General features: G+C 72.3%; 1 protein-coding gene. It reads right to left on the reverse strand.

The window, feature by feature from the left end; genetic code table 11:
- Nucleotides 1–125: 125 nt before the first annotated feature.
- A complete protein-coding gene (locus ACFC0D_RS38775; RefSeq protein WP_376446848.1) occupies nt 126–797 on the reverse strand; it encodes a hypothetical protein in 672 nt (223 codons plus the stop codon).
- Nucleotides 798–1,014 lie beyond the last annotated feature (217 nt).

Below are 1,014 nucleotides of genomic sequence, written 5' to 3' on the forward strand. Positions count from 1 at the left end.
GGTGTTTTTTCTCCACACCCCCCCCTATGGTGGGGGGGGGTTCTTTTGTCCCTTTCTTATTTGCCAACCGCGGGGCGGGCGGGGGGGCCGGGGCCGCCACGGCGTGGATCGCGACGCCGCCGCCGCTAGCGCACGGGCGCCGTGACGGGGAGCGCCACAGGCAACTCGGGCACTTCAGGCACCACGGGTACCTCAGGCACCACCGGCACTTCAGGCGCCACGGGCGCCACCGGCTCCACGGGCAGCGTCGACACCTCGGGCAGCACAGGCGCCACGGGCGCCACCGGCGCGATGGGCGCCACCGGCTCCACTGTCTCCACCGGCACCACCGACTCCACCGGCACCACCGGCACCACCGGCACCACCGGCTCCACCGGCAGCGTCGACACGTCGGGGACGACGGCCGGCGGGTCGACCGGGAGGTCGACGGGCAGGCCCGGCACGGTGGCCGGCGGCGTGGTCGGCAGCTCCCCGAGGCCGGGGAGGTACAGACCGCCGAGCAGGGAGCTCAGGAGCTGGTCGACCAGAGAGGTGACCTGCGGTACGACCCCGGTCACGGTGCCGGAGACCGAGGCGAGCAGCGCGTCGACCGCGTCCTCCACGGCGGTGAGGGTGTCGTCGACGACATCGGCGGGCGCGGCGGCCTTGGCGCCGGTGTCGGGGAACGGGACCTTCGCCGTGACGGTGGCCGGGGAGGACGGGTGATGTATGTCGGCGACGGCGGGTCCCGCCGCGCCGAGGGTGATGGCGGCTGATATCGCCAGGGCGGTGAGGCAGCTCGTTCCCAGGGGACGCATATGTGTTCCTTTTCCTTATGCGTCGGAGAACTTCTCAGCCACCGTGCCTGCGCGTATAGCGCTCCGCAACGGGAGAACTACAGAGCGCCACACCTCCGTTCGGGTGAATCCGCCCTTCTGACCTGCCCCTCCGAGGGGCGTACGCCGTTGCACCGGACGGCGCACGAGGGTGCGTCCGAACGAGCTGAAGGCCGGCGCGCCGCACCCTGGACGGGGC

Source organism: Streptomyces sp. NPDC056222 (assembly GCF_042264065.1).
In the GTDB taxonomy this organism is placed as follows: domain Bacteria; phylum Actinomycetota; class Actinomycetes; order Streptomycetales; family Streptomycetaceae; genus Streptomyces.

What these genes read in the sequence shown, in the direction of transcription:
- ACFC0D_RS38775 (WP_376446848.1), bottom strand. Translation starts at nt 797, where the DNA reads ATGCGTCCCCTGGGAACGAGCTGCCTCACCGCCCTGGCGATATCAGCC.